The sequence below is a fragment of the Chryseobacterium elymi genome, from assembly GCF_003385495.1.
Lineage (GTDB): Bacteria > Bacteroidota > Bacteroidia > Flavobacteriales > Weeksellaceae > Chryseobacterium > Chryseobacterium elymi.
This window is the reverse complement of record NZ_QNUH01000004.1, coordinates 236,272-254,242: the sequence shown is the minus strand read 5'-3', so window position 1 is coordinate 254,242 and position 17,971 is coordinate 236,272. Positions and strand designations below refer to the sequence as shown.

The following is a 17,971-nucleotide window of genomic DNA, read 5'->3' as shown; positions in this document are numbered from 1 at the left end:
CCCATGTTGGGAACCAAAATTATGAAATACTTTTATCTCTCTTTATTGTAGGTTTAATCAAAGCCCTGGAGAACCAGTTTTATAACCACGCCTACCAGACTATTGATAATATGCTCAATGATAAGCAGAAATACAGTTTTAAAACTGCTGTTTTGAGTGTGGAAAATACATATTATCAGGGCAAACTAGATACAGTTTGAGCTTGACAGGAAAATCCGTTTTATGGCTAACTTTTGCAGAACAATTATTAAGAATCGGGATCTTACTTATAATGAAAAAGATAAGGAGACGATTAGCAAATATGCTGCGATTTTCTCGGTAATGTGCGAGGAACACCAATTTTATTAAACAAGGATACGATTCGCTACTTTTTCAATTATTGCTTGAAAAATATTTTTCTTAAAAAAAATGGTAAATAGATCACAGTTTTCTACGCTTACGTTTACTCTTTCTTTTCATACGGTTTTCAAAATCTACTTCCTCAAAATCTTCTCCCGGTGATCCTGGGATTATTGAACCCATTCCCTCAATAAAATTCTCTGTCAGATTGTTTAAAATCCCTTCATCTATGAAATCAAATAAATGATGGATCGGCAGGTCATTTATTTGATCAAGACCATCATCATTATTTATAGGCTTTGCTCCTATTGTCCAATACTCGTTAAAGAAATTTGCAGAAAGGTTCTTTCCTAACTGGGAGCCGTTCCAGACAGAATGACTTTCATGGTCGATAAAAGTAACACCATAGATTCTACCTTCATCATTTCTGCGTACTACAATATTGATTCCCTGTTTTGCCAATTGTTTTTTAAATTCTGCCTCGCTACTTGTAAGTGCTAGAACAGATTCACAGGTGTTTTTTAAAATAGATTTTGCAGGACTGGATTTCATAGCGATTTTGCTTTCGTCAAAATGACTGTGTAAAAATTCAATTCCTGCCTTTTTTCCGAATAATGAAGCTTTAAAAGGGTTGCTCGCCTTATTGCCTTTTTCATCCAACGCAAAATAAACAAGACCATTTTTTGGCTGTCCCTGAATTTCTCCTTTTACCTCTTCGGCTGTGATGTTAAATAATGATAAAAGCGCGTTAAATCCCCCAAAAGTCTGAAATTGGTAGTGTTGGGGTAGATATCGAACCACCGCTGAAATCTGACTCTTGATATTTCCTTTATTATATTTAACCGGTCTAAAATTAAGCTCATCTTTAGTTAATTTTTCAGTTGCGGGCAATAACCCATATTCCTTTTCAATATTTCTACAGATAGCCATTGATCTTTTGTGATCGTTGTAGTCTTGAATTTTCCTTCCGTCCGACCTGACACAAGTTGTGACAATATGAATGTGGGTTCGTTCTATATCGGTATGCTTAAATATAATGTAAGGTTGTTTTTCAAATTCCATTTTTGTCATATATTCATTTGCGATTGCTACCAATTTTTCATCATTTAGGTAATCAGATGGATCAGGATTTAAAGAAATATGACGGATTGTTTTCTCTGTTTTATGGTTCGCAGTAAGATATGGATCAAAACATTTCATCAGATAACTAACAGAATATGTTCCATTTAAACTTTCCGGCATATTATTGAGACCGAGAATCTGACCATTTTCGCTGGCTACTTTTTGAAAATTATAATTTATTACACCGTAAAGGTTTGCTCCTTTTCCAATTTTTGCAATCATTTTTGAAGATATTTTTTCTCGAATTCAAGTGTTAGATCTATAATTTCTCGACACAATTTCGCCAATTCCGAGGTCTGGTTTTCTAATTTATATAGATAGGCAGACGCTTTTTTCTCTGAAAAATTTCGGTACAAAATCTTCACTACCTGATTATAATTAACCCCTATTGATCTAAACTGGCTATACAAATTTGTTAATCGGGTATGATATTCTACTGCATTCATATCAATCTTTACTGTTCTGATGGCCTTGTCGAACATGCAAGCAGTGATAAAATGTGCCATAACCTTCATTCCTGATTTTTCAAATAACGACAAGAAACGATCATTTTCTTTATCGTTCAAACTTATTGTATATCGGTGTTTTGCCGGATCAATCTTGGGCTTGCGCCCAGACTTTTTTATTTGATCTTTTTTTTGATTATCCATTGTCAAAAATTATTGTTTTAATGAAAACCTCGACTTCGGAGAGTGTTTTTAAAGCCCCGCTAGGGCAAGTTGTTTTGAGCTGCGGAATTTATTTCGAGCAGCTCAAAAGATAACTTGCTCCTTTCCGATGAAAGGATTCCGCCATTATTGGCGGATTGAATAAAAACAATTCATGGATTATAGACTTATAATCCATTTAAAGTTAAAATTGCTTTATCCCTCCATACTAATTCAATACAAAGTAAAGGCAACATTTTTAAAGGCCAACCATACAAGCCAGAGCCAAAAAGTGCCGCATTTAGCCAATCAATTCCAGGCAGCTAAAATGGATTTATAATTACTTGTTCTTTGTGCAATCAAGCTAGATAAACTGATTGTAACCTGGATATCAGGCTTGCAAACAATTATGGGAACAATTCATCAGAGGGGCTATACGGAGAACAGGTTTTCAATCAGGCTAGAAAACCTGTTTTCAAGAGGACATGCCAATTAAGATGCTGTCCGATCTGAAAAATTTCCTGGAGTCAGTGAAGAAAGCAAAAATGAAAGAACGCATGACAGTTATAATTAAGATCAGCATGATTGATAGAAAGTCTGCCAGAAAGAATGAAAATCTGCAAGTTTTCATACATGAAGATTTCCTTTCAGGTTATAGGTCTATCATACTTTCAGGACAGAAAAGAAGATATATAGAAAGCATTCTGTAGAACCAGCGTGCTTGCAGGATTTACAAAATACAATAACATAAAAATTTTTAAAAATTAAAGAAAATGGAACAGAAGAAAAAAACATTATTTGTAGCCTTCTCCAGCCAAAAAGGAGGTGTAGGTAAAAGTACTTTCACAGCTATCTTAGCCAGTACATTACATTATGGACGTGGACTGAATGTAGCAGTTTTCGATTGCGATTATCCGCAACATAGCCTCGCTCAAATGAGACAGCGAGACCAGTCTGCAATTATGAAAAATGAAAGCTTTAAGAAATTGGCTTTCCAACAATTTAAGACTATAAATAAGAAAGCTTATCCGATATTTCAGTGCAAGCCAGAGCTGGCCTTAAAAGAGGCTGAACAGTATTTACAATTGTCACAGTTACCTGTTGATATTATATTTTTTGATCTTCCAGGAACAGTGAACACTCCGGGTCTTTTAAGCACTCTTGCTGGAATGAACCACATTTTTTCTCCGATCACAGCGGACCGTGTTGTGCTTGAGAGTACACTATCTTTTACGGATGTCATGACCAACGTTCTGATAAAAAATGGTCAAACTTCCATTAAAACAATCAGACTTTTCTGGAATCAAGTAGATGGAAGGGAGAAATCGGTTCTGTATGATCATTACGATAGAATCATTCATGAATTGGGACTGACATTAATGGAAACTAGAGTTCCTGACAGCAAACGTTTTCGAAAAGAAAGTGAATCAGAAGCAAAGACCGTTTTTAGGTCAACCTTGCTCCCACCGGATAGAAGACTTATAAAGTCTTGTAAAATGGATATGTTCATCGAGGAATTTTTGAAAACTATAAAAATGCATGATAATGGATAAAAATGAAAAAAAGGCGAATATTCCAGAGGTTGATGAAGAATATCTGATGCAAGTTATGGCTGAAGGAACACGTGATCCAAAACTTCCACTTGCCAATGACCCGCCCGTTGAAAATAAACCTGTGGTAAAAGAAAAGGCAAAAATCAAAAAGCAATCAGAAAAGACCTATGGAGAACTTTTTCTTAAGAATCATTCTATGAACCGAAGAGGTGAAAAGAGTATCTACATAAGGCAGGAGTCTCATGAACGTCTATCCAGGATTGTACAGGTTATTGGTGAAGACAAAATACCGCTTTATGCCTATCTGGACAATATTTTAAATCATCATTTTGAGCTTTTTGAAAAGGCGATTACAGATGATTTCAATGATAAGTTTAAACCTATTTTCTAATTAATTCATTTTGAAAGAATATTATCGCAATGAAAAAACAAGAACAGAACCAATCGAAAAAAACACTTCATATAGATGAATATGAATCCTCTTTTTTGAAGCCGACCAGCACGGTAGCCCGATGTGGAAAATCAGTTTATATATGCTCCGACTTCCACAAGAAATTGACCAGAATCGTCTGTATCCTTGGCGACGGTGAAATTACGCTAACCGATTATATTCATAACGTGTTAAAGCAACATTTTGAGAATTTCGGTGATGAAATAAACACGATCCATGCCATGAACCAGAAACCAATATTATAGCAATGGAAGTATTGATTTTAACATGCCTTTTAACAATAATTATTCTTTTGTTGAAAGATAAATTGGTCATAAATAAGATTACAAGAAATCCGGTCGTGGCTCCCAAGAAAGATCCGAAAGACATCATGGGTAAATCTAGGTATGTTAATGGCCATTCTGCGCCAACAGCATCCACAGAGAGCCAAATAAATGATGGAAACGATAAAGAGGATAATTTTGAAATGAACACCGAGGGAAAGGGGTTAGAACATCCAGTTCCAGAGAAAAATTCTGAGGAATATTCCGAAGAGGATATTGACTACGAGGAAGAAGAGGAAGAATTTAAAACCGTAGTGGATCCAAATGAGGTCAGAGGGTATGCCAAAGGGGTTTCCTTTCAGGAACTCAATGATGCCGGGCAGGTATTACGGAACAATGATCCTGATCCTGTTTCAATTAAAAAGGCAGTCGCAGTAGTTCGTAAAATTGAAGGTACCGATCTTTTCTATCTATTGGAAAATGCTATGGAAGGTTCTTCCCGCAAGATTGCAGATCTTTTGAATAAGAATTTGCCAGACGAGGTAGAACCTAAAACTTCTGAGAACGGTGATGATTTTGACATTGGGGATTTTATCTAAGATCCCCTTTGTCTTTTTAGTACTGTACAAAACTTTAAATAGTTATGATTAAATCAAATAATGATCCCAATTATATATTTGAGGAATATAAAGGATATATAATTGCCAGCCACAAAAATAATGTCGCCGAACGGCATGTGGATAATTTTATTCTAGTTTATAAAAAAGAGGAATTTCCAGACTATGGATTTTGTATTGGGCTGGACGATAGTAAATCTTCTGGGCGACGAATAATGGTACCTAACAATCTCGAAGATGCTAAATCGTACATCGATTGGCTAGGTGAACAGCGCTTGAAAAGTGATGTAAAAAAAACTGAAATTCCAAAGCAAAGGAAAGGGCCAAAATTATAATTCCCTGAATTGGCGAACTAAGCTTCCCAAGTGAGATCTCTGAAAAATATCTGCTTTTGATATGCCATCACTTGATTTTAGATGCATCCAGAAGTGTGTTGAAACCTGAATATTGCCAGTAACTGCCAAATAGTTCCTAAGAATTCAACTTTATCCAATGTCATTAATTTTCGGATCATTTTTACCCATAAAATAAAAAAGAAAATTATGGATAAAGAAAACAGAAAATTACCGGAGATTGAAATTGAGAAAACAATTTTTCAATTTGACATTGATAGGCTGGCGCTCATTGAAAAAGATAATCCTAGCAATACTATCAGCTTTGCCTATATGAAAGATCATGGTACGCATTATTCCTTTAGTTATAGCCCATTATATAAAACTCACGATTTTATAATGAAAGGTCCAAGTATCGATGAAATGATCGATAAGATTCTTGATCCTGCATTAAACCCTTCTGTAATGGTTACAGTTCCGCGGATTACCGAAATTGATCCTTTGGGTTTTAGCAATAAGTATAACTGTACTACCAAAGATATGGTTGAGAAAACTGACTTTGAATTAATGGTCAATCAGGAAGTATACAATAAAAGAATTGATGGGCATCCCGTAAAAGTAAACATTTGCGGCAATGAATATGTAGTTGATCCTGACAATGATATCTTATGGTCCATTGAAGGAAAACCTGATATTGAGCTTAAAGGTTTGCAAGATTATTATAGTGATAAAAATAGAGCATTTAATATATTATATGAACCCATAAGCGGGCGGGTTATTGATATAAAAAAACAAAGTGTCATGGATACCGAAACGGTAAAACTTGTAGAGATTCCAGACATACGTACCATTGACCCCATAGGGAAAAACCATGCTTCAAAATTGCCACTTAAATTTGGTCTCATATACCATGATTTAAAACTTGAATACGACCTTGCATATAGTCATGATCAAATTAGCCAAATTATACCGACTAACAGGAATGAGCAGGGACAATTGGAATTATTGATCGAGGGGACTACATTTATTGTTGATGTTAACACGTTTGAATTCCGAGATAAGTTCGATCCAAATAATGTAATTCCTTTAAAGGAAATGCAGGATTGCGGGGATGGATATCTGATTAAGTATAACGATAAAGATATTCACTTACCTGAATTTGTTGTACTTGATCCTGCAGCAATGGCAAAAAAATACAACGTCTCCATTCAGGAAGTGGAAGCGCATGATGACTTTCATTTTATGGTGGATCAAAAGGCATTTCACGACCGTATGCAGGGCAAACTTCCAACTATTGATATTGAAGGCCATACCTTTACTGTTGACATCAGGATGAATATGCTTCGCTCAGCAAGTGATTTCCTTTCCAAAGGGATAAATTTTGATGATATTGACCATTATTATTCTGATGAGAAAGATGCCTATCTCATTCCATACGATCCCAAAAAACATGAATTTCGTGAACTGGACTATGCTAATATTTCCAGCTTCCCCAAAGATCTGATTGCTATAGAATTTCCATTTCAAACAAAACTTGACCCGATTGGATGGAACCGTGAAGGTGGCTGGGATCTGAAAAGTGATTTAAAATGGGTTGGCGTACAGAGCCATTTTGAAGCCAAGAAAATTCCGTGGGAAAAAACGTTTATTGTTGATGTGATCAAAGAAAATAAGCAGAAACAACAACAAGGACAAAATAATCAAAAGACAAATAAGCCGTCAAATAATAGCAAAGGCCGAAAGATGTAATTTGGTTTAATTCAATAACCTAATTCCGAAAAAAAAGAGGCTGTCTCAAATTTATTTGGGACAGTTTTTTTGTTTAAAAAGTCTATGAGATAGATTTGTGTGTTGTTTGTTGGTTATTTTGGAAAAAGACTCATATGGAGGGGAAAAATGAACAAAAAGTAGCTTTTTAGGCCGCTTTTTTTCTTAGATTTTGTGCTATTGCCAATAATCCCCACTCTATGGACACTTTTTCTTTACCCCGGAGCATAAATCTTCGGAACCCATGGTTCTGTTTAATGTTTGCAAAGACAGGTTCGACGTCATAACACCTCTGTTTTCGTTTGGCTACACCTACATCGCTGTTGAGCAATTGGTATGCCCTGTTCCTGTAAACCTCAAGTTGCTTATTCACCCCGATGATCCTATTTCCCTGTGATTTGTGACAGGTACCATTCAACGGGCAGTTTGTGCAGTTTTTTGCCTGATACTTTTTGATTTCCTGCCGGAAGCCTGCGGAGGTCTTTTGGCTAAATGTACCTATACAATGCATTTCCTGTCCCATTGGACAGATATAGCAATCTTGTGAAGGATTATAATGTAATTTATCTACAGAAAATGGTTTCTTATCCCCACAGCTCTTTTTCTGCCCTTTGTCAAACATACCATATTTCACATAGCTCTCAATATTTTTTGCTGCCAGTAATGCATAGTTTTCTTCACTGCCATAACCGGCATCCGCGGTAAGGGTTCCCGGTGTTTTTCCAAAGCTGTCCTCATGTTGTTGCAAATGACCGGATAATGTTCTGGTATCTGTGGGATTGGAATGTATGGTGTAATTGACGATATATTGATTGGACGTGGATATCTGGATATTATATCCTGGTCTGAGCTGGCCATTTTTCATATGATCCTCTTTCATCCGCATAAAGGTGGCATCGGGATCTGTTTTGCTATAACTGTTTCTGTCTCCCAGAGTAGCTTCCTGCTCTTCATATTGTGCGATCTTCTCCGGATAGTTTTTGGTTACATAACGCAACTTTGCCTTCATCTTTTTATTTACCGAAGGTTTGTCGGATAAGACCCTGTTCAGCTTATCGACCGTAGCCCGCACTTTTTCGCTGTCAATTGTCGTCAGATCGGGAGGATCCGGGAGGTTGTCCTCCGACTTGGCGATACTTTGGGCGTAGTCCCATATATCTTTTAAGGCAGCTCTCATCTTTTCCTTATTGGTATGGATAGCTTTCTTCCAAACGAAAGTGTATCTGTTTGCATTAGCCTCTATCTTGGTGCCATCGGTGTAGACATCTTCTATGCTTAACAACCCTTCTTCGGCCAGGAGCTTAACAACTTCTTCAAATACACTGCGAAGTGCTTCTTTTAAACGGACACCACGAAATCTGTTGATGGTATTGTGATCGGGATAGCTCATGCCGCTCAGCCACATGAAGTTGATATTCTCCCGGCAGGCTGTTTCCAGTTTCCGACTGCTGTAGACATTGCTTACATAGCCAAACACCAGAACCTTCAACAGCATTTGCGGATGATAACTGGAACAGCCTTTTATCTTGTAGGCATCCAAAAGACCCTGTATGTTGATACGGTTGATCACATCGTTAACAATACGTACCGGATGTCCTTTGGAGACCAATTCGTCCAAAGTTGGGGGAATTGCCATAATCTGGTCCTGATAGTAAGGCTTAAAAGTAGGTCTTTGAGACGACATATATCTTCCTTTTACACTATAAATATATGAAAATCAATTAATTAAATCAAATTAAATGTCATGAAATAACATAAAAAAGAGGCTGTCTTTTTGAGACAGCCTCTTTTTTTTGAGGGGATGTACAGGCAAAAACCAATCAATTGTAAAACCTCTCCCAGACTTCCAAATGTTCAAAAATCTTAAATCTTTTATACATAAATCTAACCGCTTAAAGCCTCTGAACGCCAAATAATTCCTCTGATTTCCAGATTAAAAGGGTGCTTTTAATTCTATCTCACATTTGCCATGTAAGCCTGCACGGAGCAGGAAAAGAATAACAAAAAATTCGTTTAAATCATGGAAAAACAAAGAAAAAGAATTTTGCTGACAGCAGTATTAATGCTATCAACAGTTGGTGCATTTGCACAGGGGAACGGACAGGGTGGTATTCAGGAGGCAACCCAGATGATCACTGGTTACTTTGATCCAGCGACCCAGCTTGTATATGCGATCGGCGCTGTGGTCGGGTTGATAGGGGGTGTCAAAGTTTACAACAAATTCAGCAGCGGTGATCCCGACACCAGTAAGACTGCGGCAAGCTGGTTTGGCGCCTGCATATTCCTGATTGTTGCGGCTACGATCTTACGATCATTCTTCCTGTAGTCGGCCTTTCAAACCTTTAAATCACCAGATATGACTAGGAAAAATATAACTACTCCTCTTACTTACTATGGGGGTAAACAGAAACTTTCAAAGGTAATTATTCCACTTATTCCACCGCACAAAACATACGTTGAGCCTTTTGTAGGTGGCGGGGCTATATTTTGGTCAAAACCAATTACCGAGGTTGAAGTTATCAACGACTACAATAGAGAATTGATCAATTTCTACGAAATGGTGCAGAATCAGTTCGTAGAATTGGAAAAATTGATCAGAATAAGCCTTCACAGCAGATCATTACATAACGATGCGCTTGTCATTTATAACAACCCACATCTTTTTGATCGGCTGAAGCGCGCCTGGGCAGTATGGGTTCTCTGCAACCAATCCTTTAGTTCTATTATCGGGGACGCCTGGGGGTATGATAAAACAAGCTCCACAACCGCTAAGAAGATCAGTAATAAACGTAACTCATTTTCAGAAGAATATGCGATAAGGTTACAGAATGTACAAATTGAAAACACGGATGCGCTACGCATCATTAATTCTCGTGATCATATTTCTGCCTTTCATTACTGCGACCCACCATATTATAATTCTGATTGTGGGCATTACGATGGCTATTCGAGAGAAGATTATGCCTCCCTCCTTCAATGTCTATCCGAGATAAAGGGAAAATTTCTGTTAAGCAGCTATCCAAGCCCAGAGTTGAAGCAATATGTAAAAAATCATGATTGGTTCAGCATACAGCTGCAGGCAAATGTAATGGTTGATAATGCGCATGGAAAACCCCATAAAAAAAAGATTGAGGTCTTGACAGCGAATTATGACCTGAATGCTATTCAAGGAACTATAAACTTTTAAACCAAACCAATGAAAGTATTTAATATCAATAAAGGTGTGGGCCGGTCGGTTGAGTTTAAAGGACTTAAGGCCCAATATCTCTTCATTTTTGCTGCTGGTCTTCTGGGCATACTGATCCTTGTAATGATTATGTATATGATCGGCATTAACTCTTATGTATGCCTAATTCTTGGAGGTTCTGGATCATCAGTACTCATCTGGCAAACTTTCTCCCTGAATGCGAAATACGGTGAACACGGACTTATGAAAGTTGCTTCAAAAAAAAGGCATCCAAGATTCATTGTCAGTCAGAAGCGAATTTGTCGCTTACTAAAATCCAGGTTAAACTTCAAATCCAAAATATCATGAGGAATATGGCAAAGACAAGGACTTTGGAATCTAAATTTCCGCTCCTTGCAGTTGAAGAAAACTGTATTATCTCCAAGGAGGCGGATATAACAATTTGTTTTAAAGTAATCCTTCCAGAAGTATTTACAGTATCCTCTGCCGAATATGATGCAATGCACTCGGCCTGGCACAAAGCAATAAAAACTTTACCAGATTATTCGATTGTACATAAACAAGATTGGTTCGTTAGAGAAAGTTATGAGCCAGATCTTTCCGATGAAGCAATAAGCTTTTTGGGAAAATCCTATCAACAGCACTTTAACGAACGTCCGTTCCTGAACCACTACTGTTATCTTTTTTTAACAAAGACCAGTAAGGAAAGAATGCGAATGCAATCCAATTTTTCATCGCTATGCAAAGGGGTCTTGATACCGAAGGAAATACGTGACAAAGAAAATATCTATCGGTTCATGGAGGCGGTGGCACAGTTTGAACGGATTTTAAACGACAGTGGTTTCATAACTCTTGAAAGACTTACAGCTGAAGATATCACAGGTTCTGATAATCATCCGGGGCTACTTGACCAGTACTTTACCCTTTCGATGGAAAAAGATGAACCTTTGCAGGATATATCTTTAGGCAACGAGGAAGTCCGCATCGGCAATAAAAGGCTTTGTTTGCACACACTATCGGACACTGATGATCTTCCGGGTACAGTTTCAATAGATACTCGCTACGAAAAGCTGTCCACAGACCGAAGTGACTGTTTATTATCATTTGCATCCCCAGTTGGTTTACTGCTGAATTGCAACCACATTTATAATCAATACCTTTTTTTGGATAATTCCGATGATAACCTCAGGAAGTTTGAGAAATCCGCGCGGAACATGCATTCACTGGCAAAGTATAGCCGCAGCAATCAAATAAACAGAGAGTGGATTGAGAAATATCTGAATGAAGCGCATTCCTTTGGTCTTTCTTCCATAAGGGCGCATTTCAATGTGATGGCCTGGTCAGATGACGCTTCTGAACTTAAAAGGATAAAGAATGATACTGGAAGTGCCCTTGCGCTTATGGAGTGCAAGCCCAGACATAACACAGTGGATGTTGCCACATTATATTGGGCAGCAATGCCCGGTAATTCGGGGGACTTCCCAAGTGAAGAAAGTTTCTATACGTTTATCGAACCTGCAATCTGTTTTTTCACAGAAGAGACAAATTACCATGATTCGCCCTCGCATTTCGGGATCAAGATGGCGGACCGTCTTACAGGAAAACCGGTTCATTTGGACATTTCAGACCTTCCAATGCGGAAAGGAATTATCACAAATAGGAACAAGTTTATACTGGGGCCTAGCGGAAGCGGGAAATCATTTTTCACGAATCACATGGTTAGACAATATTGGGAACAGGGTTCCCATGTTCTGCTGATCGATACCGGAAACTCCTATCAAGGTCTTTGCGAAATGATAAAGGGGAAAACTAAGGGTGATGATGGTGTATATTTTACCTATACAGAGGATAACCCAATCTCATTTAATCCCTTTTACACGGATGATAATGTTTTTGATATTGAAAAGCGAGAAAGCATTAAAACTTTAATCTTAACACTTTGGAAAAGAGACGATGAACCTCCGAAACGTTCTGAAGAAGTCGCACTCTCCAATGCTGTGAGCGGATATATAGATCATATCAAGAACTTGGAAGGCAAGCCTTCATTTAATGGATTTTATGAATATGTAAAAAATGACTATAAAAAAGTGCTTGAAGCGAAGGAAGTGCGTGAAAAGGACTTTGACTTAGCCAACTTTTTAAACGTTTTGGAACCCTACTACCGGGGAGGCGAATATGATTACCTATTGAACTCTGAAAAAGAGCTTGATTTGCTAAATAAGAGATTTATTGTCTTTGAGGTGGACGCGATAAAAGATCATAAAATTCTTTTCCCAATAGTGACCATCATTATCATGGAAACCTTCATCAATAAGATGAGACGCTTAAAGGGTATCCGTAAGCTCATACTAATTGAAGAAGCTTGGAAAGCGATTGCAAAAGAAGGCTTCGCGGAATATATAAAATACCTGTTTAAAACAGTCAGAAAGTTCTTTGGTGAGGCAATTGTCGTGACCCAAGAGGTTGACGACATCATTCATTCTCCTGTCGTCAAAGAGACTATCATCAATAATTCCGATTGCAAAATTCTTCTTGATCAGCGAAAATACATGAATAAGTTCGATGATATCCAAGCGATGTTGGGATTAACCGAAAAAGAGAAATCCCAGATACTTTCTATCAATATGAATAATGATCCTGCCCGAAAATACAAGGAGGTTTGGATTGGGCTTGGGGGTACTCACTCAGCTGTGTACGCAACAGAAGTTTCAATGGCGGAATATTATGCCTATACCACAGAGGAAACTGAAAAATTAGAGGTCATGCAATTAGCGGAGAAACTTGGAGGAAACGTCGAGCATGCTATCAAACGTATCGTGCTTAAAAAGAGCGAAAATCAATATAATAATTAATCATTTAAAATTTTTAAAGCAATGAAAAAACTCATTTTCGCGGTGATGATGGTATTAACCTTTGCCATCACATCGCAAGCAAGAGCCCAGTGGGTAGTGACTGATCCCACAAACTTGGCATCCGGAATTGTCAACAGTGCCAACGAAATTGTTCAGACATCATCTACAGTTTCCAATGTGGTGAAGAACTTCAATGAAGTAAAGCGGGTTTACGAGCAAGGTAAAGAATATTACGACAAGCTTAAGGCGGTCAATAACCTAGTCAAAGATGCCCGAAAAGTTCAGCAAACGGTATTGCTTGTAGGGGATGTTTCAGAAATGTACGTCACCAACTTTGGCAAAATGATGAATGACCCCAATTTCAAACCAAATGAATTGGCTGCCATTGCAAACGGATATTCAGCACTATTGAACGAAAGTACTGAACTCTTAAAGGAGTTGAAGCAGATTATTACAGCCAATGGACTTTCGTTAAATGATAAAGAAAGAATGGAGGTAATTGACAAAGTATATAAGGAAGTCAAAGAATACCATGCCCTTGTCAAATACTTTACCAATAAAAACATTTCGGTAAGCATTATCCGAGCCAAAAAGAAAAACAATACAAAAAGAGTTCTTGAACTCTATGGCACTCCTGATCAAAAATATTGGTAATATCATGGAATACGAGAACTTACACGAAATCTTGCGCTCACTCTATGATGAGATGATTCCACTATCGGCAGATATGGCGGGAGTGGCAAAGGGCGTAGCTGGATTGGGCGCGTTATTTTATGTTGCCCTCAAAGTATGGCAGGCATTAAGCCGCGCAGAACCTATCGACGTTTTCCCTTTACTACGGCCTTTCGCATTGGGCATCTGTATAATGTTCTTCCCAACAATTGTGTTGGGATCTATCAATGCTGTTTTAAGTCCAGTTGTAAAGGGAACGCATGCCATGCTTGAAAATCAGGTCATTGATCTTAATGTGCTGCAGGAAAAGAAAGACCAACTGGAATATGAAGCAATGATCCGAAATCCTGAAAAAGCTTATTTGGTTTCTGATGACGAATTCGACAAAAAGCTTGAAGAATTAGGCTGGTCGCCGAGCGACCTTTCCACCATGACGGGGATGTATTTTGAGCGTGGCATGTTCCAATTGGGGCAGAAAATAAAAGATGCTTTCAGGGAACTATTGGAAATATTATTTAATGCAGCAGCGCTGGTCATTGATACCATAAGAACTTTTTTTTTGATCGTCCTTTCAATCCTTGGCCCAATTGCATTTGCCATCAGCGTCTGGGATGGATTTCAGTCTACATTAAATCAATGGTTTACCAGATACGTTAGTGTTTATTTATGGCTACCTGTTGCTGACCTGTTCAGCTCAATTCTCGCCAGGATACAGTCTCTGATTTTAGAGCGCGATATCGAGAATTTATCTGATCCTTCCTTTATTCCTGACACGACGAACACTGTGTATATCATCTTTATGATTATTGGGATAGTAGGATATTTTACTGTGCCTACTGTAACGGGCTGGATCATCCAGGCATCTGGTGCAACCAATTACACCAAAAAAATTCAGCAGGCGGCTAGTGTTGCAAGTGGTGGTGCGGGTGCTGTAGCAGGTAACATCGGTGGACAATTACTAAAAAAATAACAAACCTAAAAAATAAAAACATGGAATTTAAAACCCTCCGAAATATCGAAAATAGCTTCCGCCAAATCAGACTTTATGCGATAATTTTCGCTGTATTATGTACTGGTATAGTCGGATATGCTATCTGGAAGTCTTATAGTTTCGCGGAAAGGCAACGGGAGAAAATCTATGTTCTTGATCAGGGAAAATCGTTGATGCTGGCGCTAGCGCAAGACGCCAGCATCAACCGCCCTGTTGAAGCAAGAGAGCATGTGAGACGTTTTCATGAACTATTTTTCACCTTGGCCCCAGACAAAAATGCTATTGAGAGTAATATGAAAAGGGCCTTTAATCTCGCCGATAAGAGTGTTTTTGACTACTACAATGACCTGGCAGAAAAGGGCTATTATAATCGTATAATCAGTGGAAATGTACAGCAACGGGTCGAAGTTGATAGTGTAGTCTGCAACTTTGATTCTTACCCCTATTCTGTTAAGACTTACGCCACTCAATTTATTATCCGTTCAAGCAACGTAACAAAGCGTAATCTCGTGACTTCCTGTAATCTTCTTAACTCCGTTCGTAGCGACAACAATCCGCAGGGCTTCAATATTGAGAAATTCGCTGTTTTGGAGAACAGAGATCTAGAAGTTGTTGAACGTTAAATCTATCATTATGAATATTAGAACAAAAATCGAAAATCACATTAACGATCTAGATGACCGTTGGCGCGACTTACCCATAAAAATGCAACGAAAATATACTATTTATTTTTTCCTGTGCTATACCATTTTAACGCTTATTGTTGTTGCGAGCGTGTGTGTAGAAACGGGAGAAGTAGATCAGGAAGTCGCGATTCGGCATATTGAGAATCCTGTGGGGAAAACTGAAAAGTCCGGTAAAATGAGCACGGACAGTACTTCAATCAATCTAAAAAATGAGAATAATGGAAAATAACGAGAATAAAAGGATCAGTGTTCTAGTCGAAGAATCTGAGCAGAAATCTGAAGATTTAATTAGCGGGAATGAAAAGTCTAAGTTGGAAAAGTTAAAAAAGCCATTGATTTATCTTTTGATGGTAATCGTTTTCCTTGCCTGTCTCTATCTAATTTTTAAGCCTTCGGCCGATAAGAACGAAAATAAAGATTCAGGCCTCAATGGTGCTGTCCCGCAGGCAACAGAAATTGGAATGCAGTCCGATAAACAAAAAGCCTATGAACAGGCAATGATGGATGAGAAAAATCAGCAGAAAAAGACCATGCTAACATCACTTTCGGATTATTGGAATAGCGACAGTACTATGCAGGCCACCGATCCGAACTCCGGCTTAAATGGGAATGCAACGAATAATCCTTTAGGAAAAAGCTATCAAACTGAAAATACTGCTTTAAACTCCTATCGGAATGCGCAGGCGACTTTAGGTTCATTTTATAACAGTAACGAAAACTACGAATCGACGGAACTTCGCAAAGAGATTGCAGGATTAAAAAAGCAACTTGATGAAAGGGATGCGAACCCTGCTCCTTTAACAGTTAATGACCAATTGCAGCTCATGGAAAAATCCTACCAGATGGCGTCTAAGTATCTTCCAAGTAATGGTGGTGAGCAAAAAAAGACAGATAGTACAACCATTAGAAATACTGGAGTTCAGAAAGCATCTTTTGTCGCTTTTTCCCCTATGCGCACCAATGTGGTTTCTGCCCTTTATCGTGAACCTACCGATAGTGAGTTTTTGGAAAATATTAACGGAGAAAGAAACCGTGGATTCTACACTGTGGGTGTTACAGAACAGGTTTCCAAACCGAAGAATAGTATCGGGGCATGCATTCATGAGACTACTACCATAACCACTGATGGAACGGTGAAATTACGATTACTTGAATCTGCGAAAACACCAGATTTTACTATTCCTTCCGGATCTATCGTTACAGCAGGAGCAAAATTCAACAATGGCCGTCTACTGTTAAAGGTCTCATCAATAGAATTTGAGGGAAATATTTTCCCGGTTGATATCAACATTTATGATTTAGACGGCCAACCGGGATTGAGTGTTCCATATTCTGCTGAAATGAATGCTGTAAATGAAATAGTATCCAATATGAGCCAATCTTCCGGAACTTCTATCATGATGAGCAGGTCAGCAGGCCAGCAAATAGCGGGCGATCTCTCCCGTGGTCTGGTTCAGGGAGTTTCGGGGTATTTTTCAAAGAAAACAAGAACACCCAAAGTAATGTTAAAGGCCGGTCATCAAGTCTTTTTAGTTTCAAAAAAATAATACTAATCCTTAAATCAAATAGAAATGAAATCGATCATTAAAAAAATATTAATAACGATTTGTGCAATGCTTGGTTTTATTTATTCCCGTGCACAAACAAATACAGACTCACTAAATCATAAGGTTGATTCAGAGCAGATTGAGCCGTATCGTATTACTGTAACTTATAATAAAACAACGCACCTTATCTTTCCATCTGCGATCCGTTATGTTGATCTGGGAAGTGAATTTCTTACCGCGGGAAAAGCTGATGATGCGGAGAATGTATTACGGATCAAAGCAGCAGTGAAAGATTTTGAAGATGAATCCAATTTCTCTGTGATTACGGATGACGGAAAATTTTATAGCTTCAGTGTTTTTTACAGCTCTTATCCTGAGATTCTGACCTATAATCTTGATCCAAATGATAAATCCGTATCAAATTCCAGAGCCAATATACATCTGGAGGATCTGGGTTTTTCTCCTTCTATTCCCGATCAGCTCATGGAAGCTATCTATAAAAAAAATCGGAACAATATCAGGCACATCGCTTCCAGAAGTTTTGGAATTCTCTTTACTCTGAAAGGGATTTACATATACCAAGGGAAATATTACTTTAATACACAGATCCAAAATAAAACCAATGTTTCCTTCCAGATAGACTTTATAAATTTTAAGGTAGTCGATAAAAAAGTAGCAAAACGTACTGTATTTCAGGAGAAACCATTAAATATTGTCCGGACATACAGCGATATTGCCGAAGTACCGGACAATAAAACATGCCGTGAAGTTTATCTGCTGGATCAGTTCACACTTGATCATAATAAAATCCTTGTCATTGAGCTTTATGAAAAGAATGGTGGAAGGCATCAAAGACTTGAAGTTGAAAATGAGGATTTGATCCGCGCTGTACTATTAAAGGATCTACCACTGAAAATTAAATAACAATCTTATTTAAAACGATAT

At 38.0% G+C, this 17,971-nt stretch carries 20 protein-coding genes; 17 read left to right on the top strand and 3 right to left on the bottom strand.

What is annotated here, in order from left to right; genetic code table 11:
• Positions 1-420 precede the first annotated feature (420 nt).
• On the bottom strand, positions 421-1,683 hold the full coding sequence (gene mobB, locus DRF60_RS06640) for a conjugal transfer protein MobB (RefSeq protein ID WP_116011311.1): 1,263 nt from the start codon (positions 1,681-1,683) through the stop codon (positions 421-423).
• The gene (gene mobA, locus DRF60_RS06635; protein WP_116011310.1) at positions 1,680-2,111 is read right to left on the bottom strand and encodes a conjugal transfer protein MobA; all 432 of its coding nucleotides are present in this window, start codon (positions 2,109-2,111) and stop codon (positions 1,680-1,682) included. The genes mobB and mobA overlap by 4 nt, the downstream gene beginning before the upstream one ends.
• A 554-nt stretch (positions 2,112-2,665) precedes the next feature.
• Here mobA and DRF60_RS21100 point away from each other — a divergent pair.
• The 7 genes from DRF60_RS21100 to DRF60_RS21545 all read left to right on the top strand — a co-directional run bounded on the left by DRF60_RS21100 (position 2,666) and on the right by DRF60_RS21545 (position 7,073).
• Positions 2,666-2,818, top strand: a complete 153-nt coding sequence (locus tag DRF60_RS21100; protein ID WP_157967936.1) for a hypothetical protein — start codon at positions 2,666-2,668, stop codon at positions 2,816-2,818.
• A 63-nt stretch (positions 2,819-2,881) separates the two neighbouring features.
• Entirely contained in the window at positions 2,882-3,661 is a 780-nt protein-coding gene (locus DRF60_RS06625) for a ParA family protein (protein ID WP_116011308.1), read from the top strand.
• Positions 3,654-4,052: a DUF3408 domain-containing protein gene (locus DRF60_RS06620; protein ID WP_116011307.1), complete on the top strand. Its 399-nt coding sequence runs from the start codon at positions 3,654-3,656 to the stop codon at positions 4,050-4,052. The genes DRF60_RS06625 and DRF60_RS06620 overlap by 8 nt, the downstream gene beginning before the upstream one ends.
• 29 nt (positions 4,053-4,081) lie before the next feature.
• Complete coding sequence (locus DRF60_RS21875) at positions 4,082-4,357, top strand: DUF3408 domain-containing protein (RefSeq protein ID WP_116011306.1); 276 nt, start codon at positions 4,082-4,084, stop codon at positions 4,355-4,357.
• Positions 4,358-4,359: 2 nt separating this feature from the next.
• Complete coding sequence (locus DRF60_RS06610; protein ID WP_116011305.1) at positions 4,360-4,974, top strand: conjugal transfer protein TraD; 615 nt, start codon at positions 4,360-4,362, stop codon at positions 4,972-4,974.
• A gap of 44 nt (positions 4,975-5,018) precedes the next feature.
• Positions 5,019-5,327, top strand: coding sequence for a hypothetical protein (locus tag DRF60_RS06605; protein ID WP_116011304.1), 309 nt, complete (start codon positions 5,019-5,021; stop codon positions 5,325-5,327).
• A gap of 207 nt (positions 5,328-5,534) precedes the next feature.
• A complete protein-coding gene (locus DRF60_RS21545; RefSeq protein ID WP_238640071.1) occupies positions 5,535-7,073 on the top strand; it encodes a hypothetical protein in 1,539 nt (512 codons plus the stop codon).
• 166 nt (positions 7,074-7,239) lie between these two features.
• Here DRF60_RS21545 and DRF60_RS06595 read toward each other — a convergent pair whose 3' ends face one another.
• On the bottom strand, positions 7,240-8,775 hold the full coding sequence (locus DRF60_RS06595) for an IS1182 family transposase (protein WP_116011303.1): 1,536 nt from the start codon (positions 8,773-8,775) through the stop codon (positions 7,240-7,242).
• A gap of 336 nt (positions 8,776-9,111) precedes the next feature.
• Here DRF60_RS06595 and DRF60_RS06590 point away from each other — a divergent pair, with 336 nt between their 5' ends.
• The 10 genes from DRF60_RS06590 (at position 9,112) to traN (ending at position 17,950) form a co-directional block, all read left to right on the top strand.
• Positions 9,112-9,417: a DUF4134 domain-containing protein gene (locus tag DRF60_RS06590; RefSeq protein WP_116011302.1), complete on the top strand. Its 306-nt coding sequence runs from the start codon at positions 9,112-9,114 to the stop codon at positions 9,415-9,417.
• Positions 9,418-9,447: 30 nt separating this feature from the next.
• The gene (locus tag DRF60_RS06585) at positions 9,448-10,278 is read left to right on the top strand and encodes a DNA adenine methylase (protein WP_116011301.1); all 831 of its coding nucleotides are present in this window, start codon (positions 9,448-9,450) and stop codon (positions 10,276-10,278) included.
• A gap of 9 nt (positions 10,279-10,287) precedes the next feature.
• Positions 10,288-10,626: a DUF4133 domain-containing protein gene (locus DRF60_RS06580; protein ID WP_116011300.1), complete on the top strand. Its 339-nt coding sequence runs from the start codon at positions 10,288-10,290 to the stop codon at positions 10,624-10,626.
• A complete protein-coding gene (locus tag DRF60_RS06575) occupies positions 10,623-13,130 on the top strand; it encodes a TraG family conjugative transposon ATPase (RefSeq protein WP_116011299.1) in 2,508 nt (835 codons plus the stop codon). Before DRF60_RS06580 ends, DRF60_RS06575 begins: the two co-directional genes overlap by 4 nt.
• Before the next feature lie 21 nt (positions 13,131-13,151).
• Entirely contained in the window at positions 13,152-13,784 is a 633-nt protein-coding gene (locus DRF60_RS06570; RefSeq protein WP_116011298.1) for a DUF4141 domain-containing protein, read from the top strand.
• Between the two features lie 4 nt (positions 13,785-13,788).
• Positions 13,789-14,772 carry a conjugative transposon protein TraJ gene (traJ, locus tag DRF60_RS06565; RefSeq protein ID WP_116011374.1) on the top strand — a complete coding sequence of 328 codons (984 nt, stop codon included), beginning with the start codon at positions 13,789-13,791 and terminating at the stop codon, positions 14,770-14,772.
• Between the two features lie 20 nt (positions 14,773-14,792).
• Positions 14,793-15,416: a conjugative transposon protein TraK gene (traK, locus tag DRF60_RS06560; RefSeq protein ID WP_111959494.1), complete on the top strand. Its 624-nt coding sequence runs from the start codon at positions 14,793-14,795 to the stop codon at positions 15,414-15,416.
• A gap of 82 nt (positions 15,417-15,498) precedes the next feature.
• Positions 15,499-15,708 (top strand): hypothetical protein, encoded by a 210-nt coding sequence (locus DRF60_RS06555; RefSeq protein WP_123902650.1) that lies wholly within the window; start codon positions 15,499-15,501, stop codon positions 15,706-15,708.
• Positions 15,698-17,026: a conjugative transposon protein TraM gene (traM, locus tag DRF60_RS06550; RefSeq protein ID WP_116011296.1), complete on the top strand. Its 1,329-nt coding sequence runs from the start codon at positions 15,698-15,700 to the stop codon at positions 17,024-17,026. Before DRF60_RS06555 ends, traM begins: the two co-directional genes overlap by 11 nt.
• 24 nt (positions 17,027-17,050) lie before the next feature.
• Positions 17,051-17,950 carry a conjugative transposon protein TraN gene (gene traN / locus DRF60_RS06545; RefSeq protein ID WP_116011295.1) on the top strand — a complete coding sequence of 300 codons (900 nt, stop codon included), beginning with the start codon at positions 17,051-17,053 and terminating at the stop codon, positions 17,948-17,950.
• The last annotated feature ends 21 nt before the right edge of the window (positions 17,951-17,971 follow it).

What these genes read in the sequence shown, in the direction of transcription:
- DRF60_RS06595 (WP_116011303.1), bottom strand. Translation starts at nt 8,775, where the DNA reads ATGTCGTCTCAAAGACCTACTTTTAAGCCTTACTATCAGGACCAGATT.
- traJ (WP_116011374.1), top strand. Translation starts at nt 13,789, where the DNA reads ATGGAATACGAGAACTTACACGAAATCTTGCGCTCACTCTATGATGAG.
- DRF60_RS06580 (WP_116011300.1), top strand. Translation starts at nt 10,288, where the DNA reads ATGAAAGTATTTAATATCAATAAAGGTGTGGGCCGGTCGGTTGAGTTT.
- DRF60_RS06605 (WP_116011304.1), top strand. Translation starts at nt 5,019, where the DNA reads ATGATTAAATCAAATAATGATCCCAATTATATATTTGAGGAATATAAA.
- traM (WP_116011296.1), top strand. Translation starts at nt 15,698, where the DNA reads ATGGAAAATAACGAGAATAAAAGGATCAGTGTTCTAGTCGAAGAATCT.
- traN (WP_116011295.1), top strand. Translation starts at nt 17,051, where the DNA reads ATGAAATCGATCATTAAAAAAATATTAATAACGATTTGTGCAATGCTT.
- DRF60_RS06575 (WP_116011299.1), top strand. Translation starts at nt 10,623, where the DNA reads ATGAGGAATATGGCAAAGACAAGGACTTTGGAATCTAAATTTCCGCTC.
- DRF60_RS21100 (WP_157967936.1), top strand. Translation starts at nt 2,666, where the DNA reads ATGACAGTTATAATTAAGATCAGCATGATTGATAGAAAGTCTGCCAGA.
- DRF60_RS06625 (WP_116011308.1), top strand. Translation starts at nt 2,882, where the DNA reads ATGGAACAGAAGAAAAAAACATTATTTGTAGCCTTCTCCAGCCAAAAA.
- DRF60_RS06610 (WP_116011305.1), top strand. Translation starts at nt 4,360, where the DNA reads ATGGAAGTATTGATTTTAACATGCCTTTTAACAATAATTATTCTTTTG.
- DRF60_RS06585 (WP_116011301.1), top strand. Translation starts at nt 9,448, where the DNA reads ATGACTAGGAAAAATATAACTACTCCTCTTACTTACTATGGGGGTAAA.
- DRF60_RS06570 (WP_116011298.1), top strand. Translation starts at nt 13,152, where the DNA reads ATGAAAAAACTCATTTTCGCGGTGATGATGGTATTAACCTTTGCCATC.
- DRF60_RS21545 (WP_238640071.1), top strand. Translation starts at nt 5,535, where the DNA reads ATGGATAAAGAAAACAGAAAATTACCGGAGATTGAAATTGAGAAAACA.
- mobA (WP_116011310.1), bottom strand. Translation starts at nt 2,111, where the DNA reads ATGGATAATCAAAAAAAAGATCAAATAAAAAAGTCTGGGCGCAAGCCC.
- DRF60_RS06590 (WP_116011302.1), top strand. Translation starts at nt 9,112, where the DNA reads ATGGAAAAACAAAGAAAAAGAATTTTGCTGACAGCAGTATTAATGCTA.
- DRF60_RS21875 (WP_116011306.1), top strand. Translation starts at nt 4,082, where the DNA reads ATGAAAAAACAAGAACAGAACCAATCGAAAAAAACACTTCATATAGAT.
- mobB (WP_116011311.1), bottom strand. Translation starts at nt 1,683, where the DNA reads ATGATTGCAAAAATTGGAAAAGGAGCAAACCTTTACGGTGTAATAAAT.
- traK (WP_111959494.1), top strand. Translation starts at nt 14,793, where the DNA reads ATGGAATTTAAAACCCTCCGAAATATCGAAAATAGCTTCCGCCAAATC.
- DRF60_RS06620 (WP_116011307.1), top strand. Translation starts at nt 3,654, where the DNA reads ATGGATAAAAATGAAAAAAAGGCGAATATTCCAGAGGTTGATGAAGAA.
- DRF60_RS06555 (WP_123902650.1), top strand. Translation starts at nt 15,499, where the DNA reads ATGCAACGAAAATATACTATTTATTTTTTCCTGTGCTATACCATTTTA.